The organism is Cohaesibacter haloalkalitolerans (genome assembly GCF_003574655.1).
In the GTDB taxonomy this organism is placed as follows: Bacteria; Pseudomonadota; Alphaproteobacteria; order Rhizobiales; family Cohaesibacteraceae; genus Cohaesibacter; species Cohaesibacter haloalkalitolerans.
The window spans coordinates 133,393-151,886 of the sequence record NZ_QNUM01000007.1 but is presented as its reverse complement, the minus strand read 5'-3'; the positions used below and the strand labels follow the sequence as shown (position 1 = coordinate 151,886).

18 protein-coding genes are annotated in these 18,494 nt (G+C 58.6%); 16 read left to right on the top strand and 2 right to left on the bottom strand.

What is annotated here, in order from left to right:
• Positions 1-27: 27 nt before the first annotated feature.
• The 3 genes from DSL70_RS17720 to DSL70_RS17710 are packed head-to-tail and all read left to right on the top strand — an operon-like array spanning position 28 to position 3,668.
• The gene (locus DSL70_RS17720) at positions 28-1,242 is read left to right on the top strand and encodes a 2-aminoethylphosphonate--pyruvate transaminase (protein ID WP_119309303.1); all 1,215 of its coding nucleotides are present in this window, start codon (positions 28-30) and stop codon (positions 1,240-1,242) included.
• Between the two features lie 23 nt (positions 1,243-1,265).
• Positions 1,266-2,039: a phosphonoacetaldehyde hydrolase gene (gene phnX, locus DSL70_RS17715; RefSeq protein ID WP_119309302.1), complete on the top strand. Its 774-nt coding sequence runs from the start codon at positions 1,266-1,268 to the stop codon at positions 2,037-2,039.
• Between the two features lie 24 nt (positions 2,040-2,063).
• A complete protein-coding gene (locus DSL70_RS17710; protein ID WP_119309301.1) occupies positions 2,064-3,668 on the top strand; it encodes a sulfatase-like hydrolase/transferase in 1,605 nt (534 codons plus the stop codon).
• A 36-nt stretch (positions 3,669-3,704) separates the two neighbouring features.
• Here the strand turns inward: DSL70_RS17710 and DSL70_RS17705 are convergent, their stop codons facing one another.
• Both DSL70_RS17705 and DSL70_RS22320 read right to left on the bottom strand, forming a co-directional pair.
• Complete coding sequence (locus DSL70_RS17705; protein WP_119309300.1) at positions 3,705-4,526, bottom strand: metallophosphoesterase; 822 nt, start codon at positions 4,524-4,526, stop codon at positions 3,705-3,707.
• Between the two features lie 84 nt (positions 4,527-4,610).
• The gene (locus DSL70_RS22320) at positions 4,611-4,976 is read right to left on the bottom strand and encodes a hypothetical protein (RefSeq protein WP_162916874.1); all 366 of its coding nucleotides are present in this window, start codon (positions 4,974-4,976) and stop codon (positions 4,611-4,613) included.
• 81 nt (positions 4,977-5,057) lie between these two features.
• Between DSL70_RS22320 and DSL70_RS17700 the strand changes: the two genes are divergently transcribed.
• The 13 genes from DSL70_RS17700 (at position 5,058) to DSL70_RS17640 (ending at position 18,492) form a co-directional block, all read left to right on the top strand.
• Positions 5,058-5,876: a DeoR/GlpR family DNA-binding transcription regulator gene (locus DSL70_RS17700; RefSeq protein WP_119309299.1), complete on the top strand. Its 819-nt coding sequence runs from the start codon at positions 5,058-5,060 to the stop codon at positions 5,874-5,876.
• The gene (locus DSL70_RS17695) at positions 5,873-6,958 is read left to right on the top strand and encodes an ABC transporter ATP-binding protein (protein ID WP_119309298.1); all 1,086 of its coding nucleotides are present in this window, start codon (positions 5,873-5,875) and stop codon (positions 6,956-6,958) included. Before DSL70_RS17700 ends, DSL70_RS17695 begins: the two co-directional genes overlap by 4 nt.
• A gap of 52 nt (positions 6,959-7,010) precedes the next feature.
• Positions 7,011-8,291 (top strand): ABC transporter substrate-binding protein, encoded by a 1,281-nt coding sequence (locus DSL70_RS17690; RefSeq protein WP_119309297.1) that lies wholly within the window; start codon positions 7,011-7,013, stop codon positions 8,289-8,291.
• Between the two features lie 90 nt (positions 8,292-8,381).
• Positions 8,382-9,251, top strand: coding sequence for a carbohydrate ABC transporter permease (locus DSL70_RS17685; RefSeq protein ID WP_119309296.1), 870 nt, complete (start codon positions 8,382-8,384; stop codon positions 9,249-9,251).
• Entirely contained in the window at positions 9,248-10,081 is an 834-nt protein-coding gene (locus tag DSL70_RS17680; RefSeq protein WP_205563322.1) for a carbohydrate ABC transporter permease, read from the top strand. Before DSL70_RS17685 ends, DSL70_RS17680 begins: the two co-directional genes overlap by 4 nt.
• 53 nt (positions 10,082-10,134) lie before the next feature.
• Positions 10,135-10,956: a sugar phosphate isomerase/epimerase family protein gene (locus DSL70_RS17675; RefSeq protein WP_119309295.1), complete on the top strand. Its 822-nt coding sequence runs from the start codon at positions 10,135-10,137 to the stop codon at positions 10,954-10,956.
• Positions 10,957-11,371: 415 nt separating this feature from the next.
• Positions 11,372-12,121, top strand: a complete 750-nt coding sequence (locus DSL70_RS17670) for an energy-coupling factor ABC transporter ATP-binding protein (protein ID WP_119309294.1) — start codon at positions 11,372-11,374, stop codon at positions 12,119-12,121.
• Positions 12,121-12,774, top strand: coding sequence for an energy-coupling factor transporter transmembrane component T family protein (locus DSL70_RS17665; protein ID WP_119309293.1), 654 nt, complete (start codon positions 12,121-12,123; stop codon positions 12,772-12,774). Before DSL70_RS17670 ends, DSL70_RS17665 begins: the two co-directional genes overlap by 1 nt.
• Before the next feature lie 20 nt (positions 12,775-12,794).
• Positions 12,795-13,340, top strand: a complete 546-nt coding sequence (locus tag DSL70_RS17660) for a biotin transporter BioY (RefSeq protein ID WP_119309292.1) — start codon at positions 12,795-12,797, stop codon at positions 13,338-13,340.
• A 255-nt stretch (positions 13,341-13,595) separates the two neighbouring features.
• Positions 13,596-14,078, top strand: coding sequence for a GNAT family N-acetyltransferase (locus tag DSL70_RS17655; RefSeq protein ID WP_119309291.1), 483 nt, complete (start codon positions 13,596-13,598; stop codon positions 14,076-14,078).
• 205 nt (positions 14,079-14,283) lie between these two features.
• A complete protein-coding gene (locus DSL70_RS17650) occupies positions 14,284-15,291 on the top strand; it encodes a glucokinase (RefSeq protein WP_119309290.1) in 1,008 nt (335 codons plus the stop codon).
• A 339-nt stretch (positions 15,292-15,630) separates the two neighbouring features.
• Positions 15,631-16,329, top strand: coding sequence for a 6-phosphogluconolactonase (gene pgl, locus DSL70_RS17645; RefSeq protein ID WP_162916872.1), 699 nt, complete (start codon positions 15,631-15,633; stop codon positions 16,327-16,329).
• Between the two features lie 591 nt (positions 16,330-16,920).
• Positions 16,921-18,492 (top strand): Re/Si-specific NAD(P)(+) transhydrogenase subunit alpha, encoded by a 1,572-nt coding sequence (locus DSL70_RS17640; protein WP_119309288.1) that lies wholly within the window; start codon positions 16,921-16,923, stop codon positions 18,490-18,492.
• Positions 18,493-18,494: the final 2 nt, after the last annotated feature.

Here is an 18,494-nt window from a genome sequence, read left to right as displayed (position 1 = left end):
GCAATTTGAGAAAAAGAGGAACGTCCTATGTCTGAACAGGACACACTGAACCCGCTCCACACTTCCCCCTGCGGGCTACCAGATCCGCAACTTGGTGAGCCTTTTCTGCTCACCCCCGGGCCGCTGACCACCTCCTTCGCCGTCAAACAGGCGATGCTGAAGGACTGGGGGAGCTGGGATGGCGATTTCCGCGCCATGACTGCAGACATGCGCCGTCGTCTGCTCGATCTGCTGGGCAATGATAAGGACGCCTTTGAATGCATCCCCATGCAGGGGTCCGGCTCCTATCTGGTCGAAGCGATGCTCGGCACTATGGTGCCGAAGGATGGCAAGCTTCTGGTGTTGGCCAACGGTGCCTATGGCCTCAGGGCTGCCAGGACGATGGAGGTGATCGGCAGGGCCTGCCATCTGCTGGACAAGGGCGACTATCTGCCCCCACGCGGGGCCGAAGTTGCCGAGATCCTCGCCAATGACCCGGCCATCACCCATGTGCTGGCGATCCATTGCGAAACCAGTTCGGGCATTCTCAATCCGGTCGCCGAGATCTCCGAGGCTACCTACGCGGCGGGGCGCAAGCTGCTGGTCGATTCCATGTCGGCGTTTGGTGCCGTGCCGATGGAGCCGGGCACGATCCGCTATGAAGCGCTGGTCTCCTCGGCCAACAAATGTATCGAAGGCGTGCCGGGCTTCGGCTTTGCGCTGGTGCGCCGCAGTGAACTCATCGCCACCAGGGGCAACTGTCATTCCCTCAGCCTTGATCTTCATGCCCAGTGGGAAAACATGGAGAAAAGCGGCCAGTGGCGCTTTACGCCGCCGACCCATGTGGTCGCCGCCTTCCTTGATGCCCTCAAGGCCCATGAAACCGAAGGGGGCGTAGCCGCAAGAGGGGCACGCTATGCCAACAATCGCGACGTGATGGTGGCCGGCATGCGGGCGCTGGGCTTTGAAACCCTGCTTGACGAGCGCTGGCTGTCGCCGATCATTGTCACCTTCTTCTGTCCGGCAGATGTGCGGTTCGAGTTCGATCGTTTCTATGGCTTGATGAAAGACAAGGGCTTCATCATCTATCCGGGCAAGCTGACGGTCGTGGACAGCTTCCGCATCGGCTGCATCGGCCAGATGGACGCCGCCATCATGCGCCGCGTGGTCGCCGCCGCCCGACAGAGCCTTGAGGAAATGGGCGTGACATCGGCAGCGCCACCCGCAGCAGCGTTTGAAGAACGCAAGAAACTGAACGCCTGAAGGCCACACAGAGGAGAAGCCTCATGAAAGAGATCAAGGCGGTTGTGTTCGACTGGGCCGGAACGCTGGTTGACTTTGGCAGCTTTGCGCCAATGGGCGTGTTCGTCAAATGCTTCGAGCAGTTCGGCATCAAGGCCTCCATCAAGCAGGCTCGGGCTCCGATGGGCCTGCCGAAGTGGGCCCATATCCGCGCCATGATGGACGATGAAGCCATCGCAGCCCAGTGGCTTGCAAACTATGGCCATGTCCCGACCGATGCGGATGTCGACAGCATCTATGAGATCTTCGTGCCAATGAACGAAAAGGTCGCTGCCGACTATGCCGGCCTCGTCCCCGGCGCGCTTGAAACCATCGCCTGGCTGCGGGCGCGCGGCATTCGGATCGGCTCGACCACCGGCTATACCCGATCGATCATGGAGCATGTGCTGCCTGTGGTCAAAGCGCAGGGTTTCGAGCCGGACAATCTCATCTGCGCCGATGACCTCGCCGAAGGACGCCCGGGCCCGCTCGGCATGTATCAGACCTTTGTGGATCTGGCTGTCTATCCGCCCTCTGCGGTCATCAAGGTTGACGACACGGTGCCCGGCCTCAAGGAAGGTGTCGCCGCTGGCTGCATCACCGTTGGGTTGGCGCTGTCGGGTAATTTCGTCGGCCGGACGCCGGAAGAACTGGACGCCATGCCGGAAGAGGAAATTGCCAGCTTGCGACAGGCGGCAACCGTGCTACTCAAGGAGGGCGGGGCAGACCATGTCATCGATACGGTGGCCGATCTGCCAGCCCTCATCGAAACACTCTGATCGTTACCTAAGAGAGCTCTCATCATGTCGAGACCGAATATCATTCTCATCACTGCTGATCAGTGGCGCGGCGACTGTCTGGGGGCCGTAGGGCATCCGACGATCAGGACCCCCAATCTTGATGCGCTGGCCGCCGATTCTGTGCTGTTCCGCAATCACTATTGCACCACGGCCCCCTGTTCTCCGGCGCGGGCCTCGCTCTATACGGGGCTCTATCAGATGAATCATCGGGTGGTGCAGAACGGTGCGCCATTGGCCGATGGCCTTGATACGCTGGCAAAGGCCGGGCGGCGGGCTGGCTACAGGCCGACCCTGTTCGGCTATACCGACACCGCGCTCGACCCGCGCGTTCTGGCACCGGATGATCCGGCACTTACCACCTATGAGAATGTGCTGCCCGGAATGGACGTCCGCCAGTTGCTGCTGGAGGATGACAAGGCATGGGTGTCATGGCTGAAAAAGCGCGGCCATGATATCGAAACCCGCTTTGACGCTCATACCCCGCCGATGGAGCCGGGTGAGCGGGTCTCGATGCTGCCCCCCTGTTATGGCGCAGACGAAACGCCCACGGCTTTCCTGCTGGAGAAGATGGAAGACTGGCTGGATGAACAGCAGGGTGAAGATGCCCCCTTCTTTGCCCATCTCTCCTTCATCCGCCCGCACCCGCCATTTGTCGTGCCCGAACCCTACAACAGCATGTATGACGGCTCCCTTGATTCTGAGGGAGATGATTCTGAGGGAGATGATTTGGAGGTTGATGGTGCCGGGCATAACAGCACGCCGGGCTTTGCCCGTCACGCCAGCCCAACGGCGGAAGCGGCCAGCCATCCTTTCGCCGAACTGATGATGGCGCATAACCGGCTGTCGAGTTTCCTCACCTATGATGAAGAGGGCAATCCGAATCCGGATGGTCTGGTCAGGGATCTCTCAGCACACGATGTCAGCCGGATCCGGGCTCTTTATTACGGCATGATTTCGGAAGTCGATGCCGCCATCGGTCGCCTGATCGCCAGCCTCAAGGCGAGAGGGCTATGGGAGAATACGGTTTTCATCTTCACCTCCGACCATGCCGAAATGATGGGCGACCACTGGCAGTTGGGCAAAGGGGGCTTTCATGCCCAAAGCTATCACATCCCGCTGATGATCCGCACGCCCGATGGGGGCAGGGGCGAGACGGTCAGCGCCTTCACTTCCAGCGCCGACATCTTTCCGACCCTGCTGGAGATCTTCGGCGAAGAGGCGACCAATGCGCTTGATGGCACATCCCTGATGGAACATGTCTGCGGCAACCCGGTGAGCGGCTGGCGCGATGCGGCCTTCTATGAGTTCGACTTCCGCGCCCAGCGTTCAACGAGAGCCGATCTTAAGGCTCGCCTCAGGCAGGAGGAATGCTCGCTGGCCGTGCTGCGCGACGAGACGTTCCACTATGTGCACATACCCGGCTTTGCAGCGCTGCTGTTCGATCTGCAAAAGGACCCGAGGTGTCTTGTCAATGTGGCAGAGGAGGAGGCCTATCTGCGCACGCGGCTGATCTATGCCGAGAAACTGCTCGATCTGCGCGCCCGCCATATGGACGAGACGCTGGCCCGCTACGTGATGACACCCGATGGGGCCATCATCACCGATTGATCGGGGTGAGGCGCGCGCGAACGGGGCTTCATGGCGCTAGACGGCAAAGCGCACCTCATGTGCCATGAAGGACTGCATGTGCACCATGGTCTGTTCCGTGCTCACCATGACCACCCCATAGGTTGACGCTGCGGGGTGGTGCTTCAGGCCCTGTTGGTCCTTCGCACGGGCAGCGCCATGAACTGTGCCACGAACACCATGGGCATATCCACGCATGGAGGTTACGGCGAGCCCGTGCCAGCTGTCTGCCGCAACGGGCAATGCATCGCCGACAAAGACATGCCGGATGCGTTGGCGGTGGGGCTCAAGCAGCCGCCAGAAGGCGTCCTCATCGCCGAGCTGCCGGTCTTTTCCCCCCGATGCGCCAATGGCAAACGGCAGATGGTGCATGAACAGCATCACCGGTCCGTCGGTTTCCCTCAGAACGCCCTCTAGCCAGGTGCGTCGCGCTTCGCAATAGTGTCCACCAGTGCTGCCGGGCTGGCTGGTATCGAGAAACAGGCAAAGCCCGAAAGGCGTCCACTTGGAGCCCTGAATATAGCCACAGTCACAACGCTGGGCTTCAGGGAAATGGAAGCGGAAGGTGCGCACATCGTCCCGATTGCCCAGCAACAAGTGAGAGGGAACGGATAACCGGCGCAGTTCCCGGGCGAAGGCCTCATAGGAGGCATCGTCGCCATGCGAGGTGAGGTCGCCGGTGATGACGACGAAATCGGCGTCATGATGATCATTGTTGATGCTGTCGATTGCAGCCCGAAGTCTGGCCGAGGCCCCGTGTTCCTCATGGGCACGTCCGTTGCTGGCCACCTGACAGTCGGTCAGATGGATGAATTTCAACATGTCCGGGTTCTTGATCATCGTAATGCACCTGTGCTCGATTGGCTTCGGAGACGAAAGTGCAGGGCTCCGAAGTCGCGCGACTATGCCGCGACAAGATGACAATCAGATAATGGAATGACGACTCTTTGCTGACAGCGCCTGAGGCTTTCGGAGCAGAGGCTTGCGCCGTTCGTACGGTATGGTCGATGGCATCAGGGCTGGTTTGCCAGTCACAGAGCCTTCATGTTCAATGTGCGAATTTTTGATCAATTGAGCATCATCCATAAATCCACATTCTTGAAAAAATGCAGAGATTACAGAGGATAAGGGATTTTCTCTGAATTCCCTGCGTTCACTCTCAATTTCATTTGAATGACACATAACGTTCAAATAGCTGAAACAATCCCCACCTACGGTCCCCTCACGAAACGTCCAGTCAGGCAATTGGCCTCTCCAGGCTGAAGAGGTGCGGACAGTGGTGAAAGCCATGAACCGCACCTCTCTTGGAGAGGGCGTCGCCGGTCTGGACCCGCACTTTTCGACGCAATCTGAAAACCGGTTCGGGGCACAATGAAACACTATAGCGAACGGCAACTGGAGATCATCCGGACGGTAACCGAAAGCGGCTTCTCTGCCATTGATGCCCTGTCGGACCAGTTCAATGTCTCCACTCAGACCATTCGCCGCGATGTCAACGCCCTGTGTGAGCTGGGCGAGTTGCGTCGGGTCTGGGGTGGTGTTGAGCCGCCTCCGGTCAGCGGCAACCTGCTCTATGCCAAGCGCAAGATCATGAATGTCAAGGCCAAGCGGCAGATTGCCCTTGAGGTGGCCCGCCACATTCCGGACGGCAGCTCGATAGCCCTGTCCATTGGCACCACACCGGAAATGGTCATCGAGGCGCTACAGGAGCGGGCCAATCTGAAGGTCTTCACCAACAACCTCAATGTTGCCATGCAGGCAAGTGAACGCCATGACTGGTCGGTGACGCTGGCGGGCGGTTCCGTGCGCCCCGGCGACAAGGATATTCTCGGGCCGGAAGTGGAAGCCTTCTTTGATCGCTTCGAGGTCGACTTCGGCATTTTCGGCGTCGCGGGGGTCAGCCCCGACGGCGGTCTCCTCGATTTCTCCGAAGCCGAGGTGGGCAGCCGCCGCGCGATCCTCAAGAATTGTCGCCGCTCCTTCCTCGTCATGGATCACAGCAAGTTCAGCCGGACGGCCCATGTTCGTGGCGGTCACCTGTCTGATGTGTCCTGCATTTTCTGCGACGAACCCATTCCGCACCAGCTGCAAGGCGGGCTTGGCGCAGCAGACCTGATCATCGCCCGCCAGACGAGGCGTGACGATCAGGCCGAGGCCGGTCGCCCTATTCATGAAAGAGTCAAGCAATGACCGCTGCACATCCATCCCACCACGGGCGTTCCATCGAACTCAGAGGTATTTCCAAGCGCTGGGACAAGGTGCTGGCTCTCAACAGCGTCAGCCTCACCATTCCCGCCGGGTCCTTTACTGCGCTGCTGGGGCCTTCGGGCTGTGGCAAGTCGACCCTGTTGCGCATCATTGCCGGTCTTGAAGCAGCCAGCGAAGGCCATGTGATGATCGGCGACGAAGACGTGACCCGTCGCTCGCCGGACAAGCGCGACCTGTCCATGGTGTTCCAGTCCTACGCATTGTTTCCTCATCTCAATGTCGCCGAGAACATCATTTTCGGTCTCAAGACCCGCAAGGAACCCAGACCGCAGCGCGACGCAAAATTGCAGGCCGTGGCCGAACTGATGGGCCTTCAAAACCTGCTTGAGCGCAAACCGGGCGAGTTGTCTGGTGGGCAACAGCAACGCGTGGCGCTGGCCCGCGCCGTCATTGCCGAGCGCTCCATCTGCCTGATGGACGAGCCGCTATCCAACCTTGACGCCAAGCTGCGCCACGAAATGCGGGTCGAGCTGCGGGCCTTGCAAAAGAAGCTCGGCTTCACCATGGTTTATGTCACCCACGATCAGGCCGAGGCCATCACCATGGCCGATCAGGTGGTGCTGTTGAATGCCGGGGAGGTGGAGCAGATCGATGCCCCGCGCGCCCTTTATGACGAGCCGCGCACCACCTTTGCCGCCCGTTTCATCGGCACGCCGCCCATGAGCCTGTTTGAGGCTTCTGCCCTCGGGTCGATTGGCGAACGGCTGGAACGCGAGGCTGGTACCGGCCTGATGCTCGGTCTGCGGCCAGAAGCGGTTTCCCCGTCGGAAGACGGTCGTCTTGCCGCCACCATCGTCGCCGCCGAATTTCAGGGGGCCGACACCATGCTCGATTGCCGCATTGGCGATGAGCTGATCACCGTGCGCGCTTCCGGGCGCAGCGACTTTGCCGCGGGCAACGCGGTTTCCCTTTCCTTCGCCCCTGAGGAGCTGGCCTTGTTCGACAAGGCATCAGGGGCACGTCTTGTCAAGTCCAAGCAACTGATCGCGGCTTTTGAGCCTTGATCGATAACCAAATCCATTTCTTTCAGTCAAACAGATAACAAGGACCATACCCATGGCTTCCCATTTTCTGAAATCCACACTTGCTGCTGCTCTGCTTTCGGCGATCGCCGTTCCGGCATTTGCCGTTGATCTGCAGTTCTATTTTCCGGTCTCCGTTGGTGGCAAGGCGGCTGACACCATTCAGTCGCTGACCGAAGATTATGTTAAATCCCACAAGGATGTGACGATCGATGCGATCTACGCTGGTTCCTACACCGACGCCCTGACCAAGGCCATGACGGCAGCCCGCGGCGGCAATGCCCCGCAGCTTTCCGTGCTGCTCTCCACCGACATGTTCACCCTGATCGATCAGGACCTCATCCAGCCGTTCGATGATTTCGTGTCGGCTGACGAAGGCAAGGCATGGTTTGGCTCCTTCTATCCGGCCTTCATGCTGAACAGTCAGACCGGCGGCAAGACCTGGGGCATTCCGTTCCAGCGCTCGACCCCGGTGATGTACTGGAACAAGGAAGCCTTCAAGGAAGCCGGTCTCGACCCGGACAAGGCGCCTGCCACCTGGGAAGAAATGGTGGAATACGGCCACAAGCTGACCAAGAAGGACGCCAGCGGTAACGTCACCCAGTGGGGTCTGCGCATTCCGCTCGACGGCTTCCCATATTGGCTGTTCCAGGGTCTTTCCACCCCGGCCGGTGCCATCCTTGCCAATGCGGACGGCAACAAGACCGACTTTGCCAACCCGAAGGTTGTCGAAGCCCTGACCTTCCTCGTCAAGATGGCCAAGGAAGAGAAGATCATGGAAGAGGGCGTGACCGCTTGGTCGGCAACGCCGAAAGCCTTCTTCGAGCGGGAAGCCGCCATGATCTGGACCACCACCGGTAACCTCACCAACATCCGAACCAACGCTCCGTTTGACTTCGGCGTCGGTTTCCTGCCGAAACACGAACGCTATGGCGCACCAACCGGCGGCGGCAACTTCGTTCTGTTCAAGGATGCTACCGAAGAGCAGAAGAAAGCCGCCGTCCAGTTCGTCAAGTGGATGACCGAGCCGGAACAGGCTGCCAAATGGTCCATCGCAACCGGCTATGTCGCTCCGAGCCCGGCTGCCTGGGAAACCGAAGCCATGAAAGCCTACGCCAAGGACGTGCCGCAGGCTGCCGTTGCCCGCGACCAGCTTGAGTATGCTGTCGCCGAGCTCTCCACCTACGAGAACCAGAAGGTGACCAACTTCCTCAACGATGCCATCCACGCAGCGCTGGCCGGTGAAAAGACCCCGGAAGAAGCCCTGAAGGAAGCCCAGGAAAAGGCCGAGCGGGTTCTCAAGAACTACCGCTGATTCAGCCTTGCCGATTGACCCATCGCGAGGGGAGGAGACTTCCCTCGCGTCTGTTTGACTTGCGCGACATGCTCGCAATTGAGGCCAGAAATGAAACGCGACTGGATATATGCCCTGCTGCTTCTGCTGCCCGCGATGGTGCTGCTCATGGGCTTTACCCATATTCCGGCCATTGAAACCGTCATCAGCAGCTTCTTCTCCACGCCCCATGGCCGTCGCCCGGCTCATTTTGTCGGGCTTGAGAACTACCGCTATCTGCTTGAGGACGATGTCTTCATTCGCTCCTGCTGGAACAACCTGATCTATTCGGCCATCACCATTCCGGCCTCCATCATCATCGCGCTGGTCATGGCACTGTTCGTGCACAACCGCATGGCCGGGCTGTCCTTTCTGCGCATGGCGTTTTTCACGCCAACCGTGCTACCGATGATCGCCGTCGGCAACATTTGGCTGTTCTTCTACACGCCGAGCTTTGGCCTCATTGACCAGATACGCGGGCTGTTTGGCCTGCCTGCCCAGAATTGGATGGGTAGCACCGATACGGTGCTCTACACGGTGCTGGTGGTTGCTGTCTGGAAGAACGCAGGCTTTTTCATGATTTTCTATCTTGCAGCGCTTCAGACCATCCCCACCCAGCTGCGCGAGGCGGCCAGCCTTGAAGGGGCAGGGCGTTGGACCTTCTTCCGCCGCGTGACTGTGCCGTTGATCATGCCGACGACCCTGTTCATCATGGTCAATGCCATTATCAATTCGGTGCGGCTGATCGACCATATCTTCATCATGACGCAGGGCGGGCCGAACAATGCCTCAAGGCTGCTGCTCTATCACATCTATGAGGTGGCCTTCGAATATTGGGACACCGCGCCGGCCAGCGCCATGACCGTGGTGATCCTCGCCGTCCTCTCCCTTCTGGCCATTGGCCAGTTCTTCTGGCTCGATCGTAAGGTGCATTACAGATGACCGCTCAGGATATCACTCTAGCTGCCCGTCTGGACCGGGCGCTGCTCACCCTTGGCGCGTGGCTTCTGGCCATCCTCTGGATCCTGCCGCTGGCCTATGCCGTCTGGACAGCATTCCACCCGTCCGCCTATGAGACGAATTTCTCGCTGACAGCGCCCCTGACCCTTGAGAATTTCCCGAAGGCATGGGTGCAGGCACCGTTTGCCCGCTATTTCCTCAACACCATGATGCTGGTGGCGATGACGCTCACCGCCCAGCTCGTGCTCAGCACGCTGGCGGCCTATGCCTTCGCGCGGTTGAAATTTCCCGGCAAGAACATCCTCTTCACGCTGGTACTGTTGCAGCTGATGGTCACGCCGGACATCCTTCTGGTCAAGAACTACGAGACCATGAGCATGCTCGGACTGGTCGACACCATTCTCGCAATCGGCTTGCCCTATTTTGCTTCGGGCTTCTGCATCTTCCTTCTGCGCCAGACCTTTATGACCATCCCGAAAGAGCTGGACGACGCAGCACGGATCGAGGGGGAGGGGCTGATCGGAACGCTCTGGCGGGTCTACATTCCGCTGGCCAAGCCTACCTATCTGGCCTTCGGCCTAGTCTCGGTCTCTGCCCACTGGAATGATTTCCTCTGGCCGCTGATCGTCACCAACTCGGTCGAAACCCGCCCTCTGACAGTCGGCCTGTCGGTCTTCTCCATGACCGAGTCCGGGGTGGAGTGGTCGGTCATCAACGCCGCCACGCTGATGACCTCCGGGCCGCTTCTTGTGGGCTTTCTGCTTTTCCAGCGCCAGTTTGTTCAAAGTTTCATGCGAGCTGGTATTAAATAGGTCAACACAACGAGTCGGTCCGCTTCGGGCCGGATAACAAGGAACAATACGCCATGTCCCCATTGCCAGTGCTGGGTGCTTCCCTCAAGTATGATGAACTTGTCTCCCTCAGGGACTGGATCTTCGAGAAGAACCGGCCAATCGAACTGCAGGATTTCTGCATGGTCGACGTGCTCGATGACGATCAGGACGACCTGATCGCGGCCTACAAGGACCTGCTTGATGGATTTGGTGGTCTGCATGGTATCCATGGACCGTTTTTCAGCCTTGATCTCGCGGCGACGGATCCGCTGATCCAGCAGGTTGTCACGGTCCGTCTGCTCGATGCCCTCAACAAGTGCGAGAAGCTGGGCGCTACCCACATGGTCGTCCATAGTCCCTTCACCTTCTGGCACAGCCTCAATTTCACCAACTACAGCTTCCTCAAACCGTCCATCTTCGAGGCCGCTCAGAAGATGCTGGCTCCCGTCATTCAGCGTGCCGAACAGATCGGCTGTTGCCTGATGCTTGAGAATATCGACGATGCCGACCCGACCCTGCGCTGCGATCTGGTCGAAATGATCAATAGCCCGATGCTGCAGGTCTCGATTGACACCGGCCACGCCCAGCTCGCTCACGGCCAGTACAAGGCGCCTCCGGTGCCGGATTACGTCACGGTCGCCGGTTCATTGCTTGGCCATGTCCATTTGCAGGATGCCGACGGCTATGCCGACCGTCACTGGCATCCCGGCGAAGGATCCGTTCCATGGGGCGGCGTCTTCAAGGCGCTCTCGGAGATCCACGCCAGACCGCGGCTGATCATCGAGGCTCGTGATCGCAAGCTCCGTCTGCCCCAGACCGTCAAACGCCTCGAAGCCCTCGGGCTCGGCCAGTAACGGCGCGCCCTCCACGGCATTTCAGCAAGACAAACGAGAGGCGGTGGCCAATGGCGCATCGCCTTTTTTGCTATCCGGCATGGTTGGCAAGACCGGAAGGGTGCCTCCATGACTTGCGACGGTTTTTACCTTCAGGCTGCACGATCATGGCGCTTTGGGGCGTTTCACATGTACGATTGCGCTTTTTCTCCACAAACTGAACCATTGGGATTATCCTTGCCGCTGGTTTTTATTTCCATTCTTGGCTATGACCTTCACCAACCCGCACGCTGTCGGGGTTTGGCATGGAAGCCGACAAGACCGAGACAGCGCGCAGAGTCCGGGCCATATGGCACGCGTGATCTGGAGTTGACCTATCGCTGATCTCGTAAAATCCCCCGCAGAGGCTCATTCCGGCGCCGATGAGCGCGATGAGATGGACAATGCCATTGTTCTTGACGGGGTAGAACATACTCTCAATGACCAGCCTTTCTTTCGCGGCCTCTCCGTGCAGCTGAGTGAAAAGCGCATCGGCCTCATCGGGCGCAACGGGTCTGGCAAGTCCACTCTGGCACGCATGATCTCCGGCCTTATCGAACCCGAGGCGGGGCAGGTGCGGGTCCATGGTGTCGACATCGCCAAGGATCGCAAGAATGCCATCCGGACCATCGGTCTCATTTTCCAGAACCCGGATCATCAGATCATCTTTCCCACCGTGGAAGAGGAAATCGCTTTCGGTCTGGAAAGCCTCAGCGGTGATCGCAAGGCAGCTAGGGTCAAGGCGCGGGAGTTTCTGCAGTCATTCGGGCGGCTGGACTGGGCCGAACGCGGCACCTTCACGCTCTCGCAAGGCCAGCGCCATCTGGTCTGTCTGATGGCCGTGCTGGCCATGGAGCCGAAAACCGTGCTGCTGGATGAACCTTTTGCCGGGCTCGACTGGCCGACTACCCGGCGTCTCTATCGTTGGCTCGATGCGCTGGACCAGCAGGTCGTTCTGGTTACCCACGATATCGACCATCTGGAAAGCTATGACCGCATCATCTGGCTCGAAAAGGGCCAACTGGTCGGAGATGGCACCCCGGCAGAAATCCTGCCTGCCTATCGGGAACAGATGGAGCGGCTGGTTTTCACAGATGATGAAGTGCTGGGGGCGGGATTGCCTTCGGGCACGGAGGGCCGTGGCTGATGCTGTCGCTGACCGTCGAGCAGAGAAGCTGGATGCATGGATGGCCCGTCTCGGCCAAGCTGGTCATTCTGTGCCTGTTTACGCTGGTGCTCTGGCCGCTCAATGACTGGCGTCTGCTGCTTGCAACCAATCTGCCGGTGGTCGTGCTCTACCTGTCGGCCGGGCGCAGCTTTGCAAAGGCTGGAGCCCAGCGGCTCAAGCCGCTTCTCTATCTCATCGCCATCATTTTCGCCTATCAGCTGGTGACCGGACGCGTGGAGGAGGGGCTGGCCATCTGCTTCAAACTCGTCGCGACGGTCAGCCTTGCAAATTTGGTCACCATGACCTCGCGACTTGATGATATGATGGCTGTCATCGAAACACTCGCAAAGCCCTTCCGTTTCCTTGGCCTGCCACCGCGGGCGCTGGGCTTTGCCATGGGGCTGGTCATTCGCTTCACGCCATTGTTCCTGCAACGGGGGTCGCAGCTCAATCAGGCATGGCGGGCGCGCAGCCCGAAGCGGACAAGCCCGCGGCTGCTGGTTCCTCTGGCGCTCAGCGCCATTGATGATGCGGACAGGGTTGCCGAAGCGCTACGCGCTCGGGGCGGATTGCAACAAGAAAAAACAACCAAATCTCAGTCGGAGAGTGCGCCTGAAATGCGCACTGAGTAAGAAAAGGGAGAATACCGAAAATGGAACGCCAAGTCGCCTTCATTGCCCTGTTTGCAGCACTCGTTGCCGCCCTCGGGCTCATGCCGCAGTTCATGTTGCCGTTCGGTGTGCCGGTCAGTGCACAGAGCCTCGGCGTCATGATGGCCGGTGTCGTGCTCGGATCGCGCCGCGGCGCCCTGTCCATGATCCTGTTCATCGTGCTGGTGCTGGCAGGTCTGCCGCTGCTGGCCGGTGGTCGCGGGGGCCTCGGCGTGCTGGCCGGACCGACCGTTGGCTTCTTCCTCGGCTGGCCTTTTGCCGCCTTTGCCACGGGCCTCATCGTTGAGAAATGGGGCAAGGGCAATCTGCTGATCGCTGGCACCTTTGCTTCCATCGTCGGTGGCATCTTCGTGCTCTATCTGCTGGGCGTGCTGGGTATGTCGATCCGCCTCAACAAGTCTTTCATGGAAGCCACTTCCATGGTGCTGGTCTTCATTCCGGGCGACGTCATCAAGGCCTTCGTTGCCGGCTTCGTCCTGCAGGGCATTGCAAAAGCTCGTCCGAGCGCCCTGCTGTCGCGTAGCTAGTCGCGCTCTGCCGGAAGCTTGAGAGCCTGATGATGATCTACGCACGCTGGAGCGAGCGAGGGTCTGAATGGGGCCTGATGGATTTCAGATCGGCAAACAGTCACATACAAAAGAGGGGTGCCATCCGGTGCCCCTTTTTCTTTGCTGCAAACAGGCGGGAGACTTCGTTGTCCGCATGTTGGTGCAACGTGCCATAGACAAGGAGACAGCCTTCACGCATGGTTGGGCTTTACTTGTTGATGGACAGGAGTTCCGATGGATGAATCATTCCGCATTGTGTCACTCGAAGACGGGCGCAATGCCATTCCGGTGATTGCCCAATGGTTTTGTGATCAATGGCCAACGTGGTACGGGCCCGATGGACCGGGTGATGCCATCGCGGATCTCGAAGGCTGGGCGGATGGCTCGGGGATACCTCTGGCGCGAATTGCCCTGTCCGAGACCGGAGACCCGATGGGCATTGCGGCGCTCAAGCCAGACGGGCTTGGCGAGGAGCTGGGGCTCGGGCCATTTCTGTCGGCTTTCTATGTGCGCCCGGATTGCCGCCGACGTGGGGTCGGCATGGCGCTGACCCGTGCCATAGAGGACGCGGCCCGGTCACTGGGCATTGCCTCGGTCTATGGGGTGACTGATGGGGCGCGCGGTTTGCTGATGCGGGCAGGCTGGCTGGATACCGGTTTGACGGCACAATCGGAGCGCGGTGTCCTGCCGATCTTCTGCAGGAATCTCGCCTCGTGACCGTCTGTAGAGAAGCCCCGGAGGAACCGTTGCCAATTGAAAATCAAATCAGAGGGTAAAAAGCCGGATATTCGAATAGGAAATTTATTTTGGGGGATGAAAATAAAGCTGATTCCCTGTATGCAAGGCCTGAAACGGGTGGGCTCCCGTATCGGGATCGGACGTTTGTCACTTATGTTACAACTGAAATAGTGAGGGTAGCGTTATGCTTTGGGATCTTGTGGCCGATGTTGGTGGAACCAACATGCGATTGGCCGCCGCCGTCGAGGGGCGCATCAAGGAACAGCACACATTCGATACCACCGGCACGATGCATCTGACCGATGCTGTCAAAACCTTTGTCGGCAAGATCGGCTCATCGCCGCGACAGGTCGTTGTTGCTGCTGCCGGGGTGATTGAAAATGGCTATGTCACACTCACCAACGCTGGCAACCAGCAGTTTTCGCAGGCTGACCTGATCGTTGCCGCCGGAGCGGAAGGTGCCCGTATTCTCAATGATTTCGAAGCCGCCGCATGGTCCCTCGTCACCGCTGACCCGGATGATCTGACGGTCATTCAGGGCACGCTGCCGCCGCCACGCCAAACGCCTCCGTTGCCCACTGCACCACGTCTCATCATCGGTCCTGGTACTGGCCTCGGGGTCGGCACCCAAGTGTGGGCCGGGCACCAGCCCGAAGTGCTTCAGGGCGAGGGCGGCCACGTCCGCGTCGCACCGCATACCCTCGACGAAGTCGCGGTCTTTGCCAAGCTGGCCGAACTGTGGCCGGAAACCCAGATGGATGATCGCTCCTGTCTGGCGCTTGAGGCCGAAGCCATCCTGTCGGGAACCGGCATCCCCTATCTGATGAAGGCGCTGGAACTGCTTGAAGGTCAGGAGCCGTCCGAGATGTCCGCCCGTGACATCTTCGATGTTGCCCGCACCGAGGGCAATCATCTTGCCGTTCGTGCCATCAGCATGTTCGCCCACCATCTGGGCGCCGTGGCTGGTGATCTGGCACTCTATATTTCTGCCTACGGTGGCGTCTTCCTCACCGGTGGCGTGCTGCAAAAGAACGACTGGATCTTCCAGAACCCCGAGTTCCTCAGAGGCTTCAATCAGGGTGGGCGCCACACCAAGTTCCGCGTCAAGATGCCGATCTATCTCTATCGCAACAGCAACTTCGGCCTCGAAGGTGCCATCAACGCCATGAGCTTCGATCCGGATCTGCAATAGGCCGGATTGTTTATGCTAGAATCCCGCTCCCGGCGCCTTCCGAGCGCAGGCGAGACATAGAGATTTTATAAGGCAGCTTCCGCCGGGGAGCTGCCTTTTTCTGTGCCCTTTGCCCCCTCCCTCGCTCTTGTGCCTTTCAGCGGTCGCTGCTCGGTGTGGGGTGCCTTCATTGCCTCTCTGATAATCATAAAACTGCAATGTGCCGACCCTATTAAGCTGAAGAGAAGCTTGAAGAATCGAGTCGGCCAGCCAGTTTTTCGCAGTTGGTGGACATTGGAGAAAGACAACAGGACGTCAGCCATTTAGATGTGGCCGGGGTCATGTGCGCAGGAGAAAACCGTGACTGAAACCCGAGTGTATCCCGATCGAGGCAGTTTGGCTGCCGGTCTCGCAGAACAGGTTGCGTTCGAGTTGAACAAGGCCATCAAGAAGCGTGGCAGGGCGACCCTTGCCGTGCCCGGTGGTGAAACGCCTCATGATTTTTTCCGCTCTTTGAGCGCACAACCTGTCGAGTGGGACTGTGTCTCGATCATCCTGACCGATGAGCATCTGGACCCTCAAGTGCCGGATCACACCAACGCCCACAAGGTGCAAGAGCTGCTGCTGCAGAATCTGGCGGCCGAAGCAGAGTTCCATGCCTACCACCGTGATGGAGCACCGGATGGTGATGACGCCGAGGTTGTGCTATCGGCCATTACCTCAGATCTGCAGGCCATTCTGCCGATTGATGTCTGCGTTCTGGGCATGGGAGCGGACACGCGTATTGCCTCGCTGTTTCCTCAAGCTGATGATCTGGAAGAAGCTCTCGGCCTCTGGGCACCCACGGTCATGATCGTGCGCGGGCATGAAGACGGCAATCCCCGCCTGACCTTGACGGCTCCCGTACTGGAGCGGGCACGCAAGGCCCACGTGCTGATCGTCGGGGAAGAAAAGAAGCATGCCCTGCGCGAAGCCCAGAAGATCGGTCTGGTGGAAGAGGCACCCGTGCGGCTCATTCTCAACCGGGCCAGAGCCACGACGATCCATTACGCCGACTAGGCCGACATCAGAGAGTCGGCAGGCCTCTCTGTCGACTTTTATCGATAATGATTAAAAATTATCGTGGAAAAATAGTGATTCTGAGGCACGCAATTGGCAATTTCTGCAGTTCGATACAGAAAAGCTGGCCTCTCGGATCACTTCCCTATCTTTCATAAACAGCTACAATCGTCTAATGTGCGCGCAGTGCTTTGCAGTGAGAGTCCACTTTCGGGTAGCGTGGCACTGCCGCACCAAAAGGTGTTTCCATATTGGCTCAAATGGAGAATGCCACATCTGCCATCCTTCAGGATGACAACTCGTGCAAACGAGGTTGGAGATGGTTGCCGAGGATCCGCTGTCCAGATTCCGGCTCTGTCGGGAGTATGTCAAATCGCCTGATTTATCTATGTAAATTTGCGTAAATAAGGGAAAATTACCACGATGCGGGACAAATTTTGGCAAATCGCACCGGATAACGCGCAACTGATTTACAATGGAGACTTGGCAATTTGACTTTCGTCTGCACTATAAGAGCCGGAGGGTAGTTTGCATTTGGTTCGGGGTCTCCGGGCTGAAGGCATCAACATTTTTGTTAGAAGGGAGTCTGTCGTGAAGATAGGTACACCTAAGGAGCTGTTCGAGGGAGAGGCGCGCGTTGCCATGACGCCGTCTTCGGCAAAACAGCTTCAGAAATTGGGATTTGATTGCGTCCTGGAAAGCGGTGCTGGTGCGCTGGCTGGCTTTTCCGACGCAACTTATGCAGAAGCGGGCGTCGAAATTGTGCCAGACGCTGCTGCTCTGTGGGAGGCTGCAGATATCGTTGCCAAGGTACGTCAGCCCGAAAGCGAAGAGCTGAAGTATCTTGCCAAGGGCAAGACGCTTATCTCCTTCTTCAACCCGGCTGGCAACGAAGAAGGCATGGCTGCCGCCAAGACGGCTGGTGCCAATGTCATCGCAATGGAAATGGTGCCACGTATTTCCCGTGCCCAGAAGATGGACGCTCTGTCCTCCATGGCGAACATTGCCGGTTACCGCGCTGTTATCGAAGCTGGCAACAACTTTGGCCGTTTCTTCACCGGCCAGATTACGGCTGCCGGTAAGGTACCGCCTGCGAAGGTTCTGATTGTTGGTGCCGGTGTTGCCGGTCTTGCTGCAATTGGTACATCCGTTGCACTCGGTGCGATCACTTATGCATTTGACGTGCGTCCGGAAGTGGCCGAACAGGTCGAATCCATGGGCGCCGAATTTGTCTATTTGGATTTTGCAGAAGAACAGCAGGACGGGGCTTCCACCGGTGGTTATGCTTCTGTTCAGTCTGAAGAATTCCGCAATGCCCAGCTCGCCAAGTTCCGCGAGATCGCAGGTGACATGGACATCGTGATCACCACTGCGCTGATCCCGAACCGGCCGGCTCCCAAGCTGTGGCTTGCAGACATGGTTGCTGCCATGAAGACCGGCTCCGTCATCGTTGACTTGGCTGCGGAACGTGGCGGCAACGTTGAAGGCACTGTCAAGGACGAGAAGGTTGTTACCGAGAATGGCGTGACCATCATCGGCTACACAGACTTCCCATCCCGCATGGCTACCCAGGCTTCCGAACTCTATTCGACCAACATCCGTCACATGATGACCGACCTGACCCCTGAAAAGGACGGCCAGATCGTGCACAACATGGAAGACGATGTGATTCGCGGTGCGACTGTGACCTATGAAGGTGAAATTACCTTCCCACCTCCGCCTCCAAAGATCAAAGCCATTGCCGCCAAGCCGAAAAGCGACGTCAAGGAAAAGACTCCTGAAGAGAAGAAGGCCGAAGAAGAGGCAGCCCTTCGCAAGGCTGGCCGTCAGCAGATCAGCCTTCTGGTCATTGGTGCCGTGGTCATGGGCCTCATCGGTCTCTATGCTCCTGCGGCCTTCATGGGCCACTTCATCGTGTTCGTACTCGCCGTCTTCATCGGCTTCCAGGTCATCTGGGGCGTCAGCCACTCCCTGCACACGCCGCTCATGGCTGTGACGAACGCAATCTCGGGGATCATCATCCTCGGTTCGCTCTTGCAGCTTGGTTCTGGGTCATGGATTGTTTTGCTTCTGGCATTCATTTCCATCCTGATCGCCACAATCAACATCGTCGGTGGCTTCATGGTTACCCGTCGCATGCTGCAGATGTTCCAGAAATCCTGATA

Excerpts from the sequence above, each read along its gene's own strand:
- DSL70_RS17720 (WP_119309303.1), top strand. The coding sequence starts at position 28 with ATGTCTGAACAGGACACACTGAACCCGCTCCACACTTCCCCCTGCGGG.
- phnX (WP_119309302.1), top strand. The coding sequence starts at position 1,266 with ATGAAAGAGATCAAGGCGGTTGTGTTCGACTGGGCCGGAACGCTGGTT.
- DSL70_RS17710 (WP_119309301.1), top strand. The coding sequence starts at position 2,064 with ATGTCGAGACCGAATATCATTCTCATCACTGCTGATCAGTGGCGCGGC.
- DSL70_RS17705 (WP_119309300.1), bottom strand. The coding sequence starts at position 4,526 with ATGATCAAGAACCCGGACATGTTGAAATTCATCCATCTGACCGACTGT.
- DSL70_RS22320 (WP_162916874.1), bottom strand. The coding sequence starts at position 4,976 with ATGGCTTTCACCACTGTCCGCACCTCTTCAGCCTGGAGAGGCCAATTG.
- DSL70_RS17700 (WP_119309299.1), top strand. The coding sequence starts at position 5,058 with ATGAAACACTATAGCGAACGGCAACTGGAGATCATCCGGACGGTAACC.
- DSL70_RS17695 (WP_119309298.1), top strand. The coding sequence starts at position 5,873 with ATGACCGCTGCACATCCATCCCACCACGGGCGTTCCATCGAACTCAGA.
- DSL70_RS17690 (WP_119309297.1), top strand. The coding sequence starts at position 7,011 with ATGGCTTCCCATTTTCTGAAATCCACACTTGCTGCTGCTCTGCTTTCG.
- DSL70_RS17685 (WP_119309296.1), top strand. The coding sequence starts at position 8,382 with ATGAAACGCGACTGGATATATGCCCTGCTGCTTCTGCTGCCCGCGATG.
- DSL70_RS17680 (WP_205563322.1), top strand. The coding sequence starts at position 9,248 with ATGACCGCTCAGGATATCACTCTAGCTGCCCGTCTGGACCGGGCGCTG.
- DSL70_RS17675 (WP_119309295.1), top strand. The coding sequence starts at position 10,135 with ATGTCCCCATTGCCAGTGCTGGGTGCTTCCCTCAAGTATGATGAACTT.
- DSL70_RS17670 (WP_119309294.1), top strand. The coding sequence starts at position 11,372 with ATGGACAATGCCATTGTTCTTGACGGGGTAGAACATACTCTCAATGAC.
- DSL70_RS17665 (WP_119309293.1), top strand. The coding sequence starts at position 12,121 with ATGCTGTCGCTGACCGTCGAGCAGAGAAGCTGGATGCATGGATGGCCC.
- DSL70_RS17660 (WP_119309292.1), top strand. The coding sequence starts at position 12,795 with ATGGAACGCCAAGTCGCCTTCATTGCCCTGTTTGCAGCACTCGTTGCC.
- DSL70_RS17655 (WP_119309291.1), top strand. The coding sequence starts at position 13,596 with ATGGATGAATCATTCCGCATTGTGTCACTCGAAGACGGGCGCAATGCC.
- DSL70_RS17650 (WP_119309290.1), top strand. The coding sequence starts at position 14,284 with ATGCTTTGGGATCTTGTGGCCGATGTTGGTGGAACCAACATGCGATTG.